General features: G+C 48.6%; 3 protein-coding genes and 1 pseudogene. 3 read left to right on the top strand and 1 reads right to left on the bottom strand.

The features are described 5' to 3' along the window. A pseudogene (locus ACWA6V_RS19180) lies at window positions 1–1,362 on the top strand (alpha-glucuronidase); the annotation flags it as partial. A 1-nt stretch (window position 1,363) separates the two neighbouring features. Here the strand turns inward: ACWA6V_RS19180 and ACWA6V_RS19175 are convergent. Beyond that, window positions 1,364–1,849 (bottom strand): Fur family transcriptional regulator, encoded by a 486-nt coding sequence (locus tag ACWA6V_RS19175; protein WP_449523997.1) that lies wholly within the window; start codon window positions 1,847–1,849, stop codon window positions 1,364–1,366. A 100-nt stretch (window positions 1,850–1,949) separates the two neighbouring features. On the opposite strand from ACWA6V_RS19175, the gene ACWA6V_RS19170 reads away from it, so the two are divergent. Together ACWA6V_RS19170 and zigA are read left to right on the top strand one after the other, a co-directional pair. Beyond that, entirely contained in the window at window positions 1,950–2,396 is a 447-nt protein-coding gene (locus ACWA6V_RS19170) for a TraR/DksA family transcriptional regulator (protein ID WP_331351424.1), read from the top strand. Between the two features lie 61 nt (window positions 2,397–2,457). Then, window positions 2,458–3,573: zinc metallochaperone GTPase ZigA (zigA, locus tag ACWA6V_RS19165; protein WP_449523996.1), on the top strand; the 1,116-nt coding region annotated here is incomplete at its 3' end.

The following is a 3,573-nucleotide window of genomic DNA, read 5'->3' as shown; positions in this document are numbered from 1 at the left end:
CTCGATCCACGCGTGCAACAGTGGTGGAAAGACCGCACCAAAAAAGTTTACGAATACATTCCGGATTTTGGCGGCTATTTGGTAAAAGCCAATTCCGAAGGCCAGCCTGGCCCGCAGGATTACGGCCGCAATCATGCCGACGGTGCGAATATGCTTGCTGCCGCGTTAAAGCCTTATGGTGGCGTGGTATTTTGGCGTGCGTTTGTGTATCACCCGGATATTGGCGACCGCTTTCGCGGCTCTTACGATGAATTTAAACCACTCGATGGAAAATTTGCCGATAACGTCATCCTGCAAGTAAAAAATGGTCCCATCGATTTCCAACCACGCGAGCCTTATTCTCCGTTATTTTCCGCGATGGAAAAAACCAACATGATGATGGAATTCCAGGTCACCCAAGAATATTTTGGTTTTGCAACGCACCTTGCGTATCAAGGCCCGCTATTTGAAGAATCTCTGCGCACTGAAACTTACGCGAAAGGCGAGGGTTCAACTATCGGTAATATTTTGGAAGGAAAGGTATTTAACACCAAGCGCACCGGTATGGCCGCAGTAATTAATCCCGGTACTGACCGCAATTGGACGGGTCATCCGTTCGTGCAATCCAGCTGGTACGCGTTTGGGCGCATGGCTTGGGATCACAACATTTCCGCTGAATCCGCCGCAGAAGAATGGTTGCGCATGACCTTTTCTAACGAGCAAAAATTTATCGATCCCGTTAAAAATATGATGATGATCTCGCGTGAGGCGGGCGTAAATTATCGCTCGCCGTTAGGGCTTACGCATTTGTATTCGCAAGGCGACCACTACGGCCCAGCGCCTTGGACTTCAAATTTAGAGCGTCCTGATTGGACCGCAATTTATTATCATCGCGCCGCAAAAGACGGCATTGGTTTTGATCGCACCAAAACCGGTTCCAATGCGATTGCGCAATATCCTGCACCGTTGGCGAAAATGTACGGCGATATAAATGCAGTGCCGGAAGATATGATGTTGTGGTTCCATCATGTGAGTTGGGATCACAAAATGAAATCTGGCCGCATTTTATGGGACGAGCTGGTGCACAAATATTATGAAGGCGTGGAGCAAGTGCGCAGCATGCAGCGCGATTGGGATAAGTTAGAAGCTTATGTGGATGCAGAGCGTTTCGAGCAAATTAAAGCGCTGTTGATTGTGCAGGAGCGCGACGCGGTTATCTGGCGGGATTCCTGTGTGCTTTATTTTCAAACCTTCTCTGGCAAACCAATTCCTGCGGGTTACGAAAAACCCAAACATGATTTGGACTATTACAAAACCCTGGCGCGCACGCGCTATGTGCCTGAGCCTTGGCACCCCGCAAGTTCGAGTCGTGTGTTGAAGTGATTTATTTGCGTGTGTCTGCACCACAATGTGTTGAACAGTTGGTGCAGACACAATCCAACTCCAGCTCCCAATTTTTTAATTGAAAGCCGGACGAGTCGATGCAGGCCTTCAGCTCAACCAATATGCGCTGGTCTATCCCCAGCTCCTTCACATCGCCGCACTCGCGGCAAATCAAAAACTGTAACACTTGCTGGTCGGTGGCCTGAGTGGTCGGGTTGATCGCCACATATTTCCCCGCTGACTTCAGCTTCCGCACCAAATGTTTCTGCTCTAAAAACTCCAGCATCCGGTAAATCGATATGGGCGTAAGCTGCCGCGAAAAATTCAAGTTAACCCGGTCAATAAGTTCATAGGCCGATAGCGCCTGGCCAGCCCTAAGCAGTGTGGTATAGACCTCCAGCCGTTTTGGCGTCATAGGAATATCCGCGCCAGCGTACGCTTGGCTCGCTTTGCTTTGCCAGTCGGCTGTGGGGTGGTCGTCTTGCATTTGGCCTAGCTCCTGCTGGTTTTTATCGATTTAAGAATTGTCCTTGTGGTCTTTTGTGTTACATTATAACATCTCAATATGCCTGTTCCAGAGGATATTTATGGCTAAACCCAAGACTTCTGCGCCCATCGTGCCGCATACCGCCGCCGAGTTGCTGCAAATGCCTGCCGCTGACTATATGAATGATGTGCAGCTGGCGTTCTTTCGGCAGGTATTACTGGAGCTAAAACAGGCAACCAGCGAACACATAGAGACCATCAAGCAAGAGATTGCGGCGCCATCGACCGAGGCGGATGAGCTGGATCGCGCATTGTTGGAGGAGGAAAACCGTCAGCGGATGCGCATTGCAGAGCGTGAATATTTTTTGTTACGCAAAATCGATAAAGCACTGGATCGCATTGAACGTAAGGATTACGGCTACTGCGAAGCCTCGGGCGTTGAGATCGGATTGGAGCGCTTACTCGCTCGCCCGACGACTGAATACAGCACCGAAGAAAAAACGCGCCAGGAAGAGTTGGAACGCAATTTTTCCAAGCAGCGTAGTTAATTAACAATCCATCAAATTAACAACAAACGTAATCAACACTGAAAAACATCAGGCAACCGTCATGAATCCACTTTCCTCTACTCTTCTGCCCGTTACCGTCTTATCCGGTTTTTTGGGTGCCGGTAAAACCACATTGTTAAACCACATTCTGAACAATCGCGAAAACCGCCGCGTCGCGGTTATCGTGAACGATATGAGCGAAGTGAATATCGACTCATCGTTGATCCAAAATCAGGTGGAATTAAATCGTGCTGAAGAAAAACTGGTTGAGATGAGCAATGGCTGTATCTGTTGCACATTGCGTGAAGATTTGCTGGTCGAAGTCAATCGTATGGCCAAAGAGGGGCGCTTTGATTATCTGGTGATTGAATCCACCGGTATTTCTGAACCCTTGCCGATTGCAGAAACCTTTACCTTTGAAGATGAAGACGGCCAGAGCCTCTCGCAAGTCGCACGCTTGGACACCATGGTTACCGTTGTCGATGCCGTGAATTTTCTGAATGATTATTACGATGCGCTCTCTCTGCAAGAAACCGGCGAAAGCCTCGGTGAAGACGATGAACGCAACGTAGCGGATTTGCTCGTCGATCAAATCGAATTTTGCGATGTATTGTTGATAAGCAAAACCGATTTAATTTCACAAGAAAAACTTGCAGAGCTCTATGCAATTTTAACCAAACTGAATCCCGATGCTGAAATTATTCCCGTTGAGCGCGGCAATGTACCGCTCGACAAGGTGCTCAACACCGGAAAATTCAATTTTGAAAAAGCCCAGCAAGCCCCCGGCTGGTTAAAAGAAATGCGCGGTGAACATACACCTGAAACTGAAGAGTACGGTATCAGTAGTTTTTCTTACCATGCGCGCCGCCCATTTCATCCAGAAAAAATTTATGAGTTTTTCTCAAGTCCAGCCGTAAAAGGGAAGTTACTTCGTTCAAAAGGATTTTTTTGGTTGGCATCGCGCCCCCAGTGGGCGGGTCAGTGGAGCCAGGCAGGCGGCATTGCGCAACACGGCGCCGCCGGAATGTTCTGGAAAGCCATTCCCAAAGAGCGTTGGCCAGAAGATGAAGGCCATGTGAATTACATTATGGATAAATGGGTAGAACCCTTTGGCGATATGCGCCAGGAGCTGGTGTTTATCGGCCAAAATATCGATAAAGAATTTGTCACCGCGCAG

The sequence above is a fragment of the Cellvibrio sp. genome, from assembly GCF_053579595.1.
This window is presented reverse-complemented; position numbering and strand designations above follow the sequence as displayed.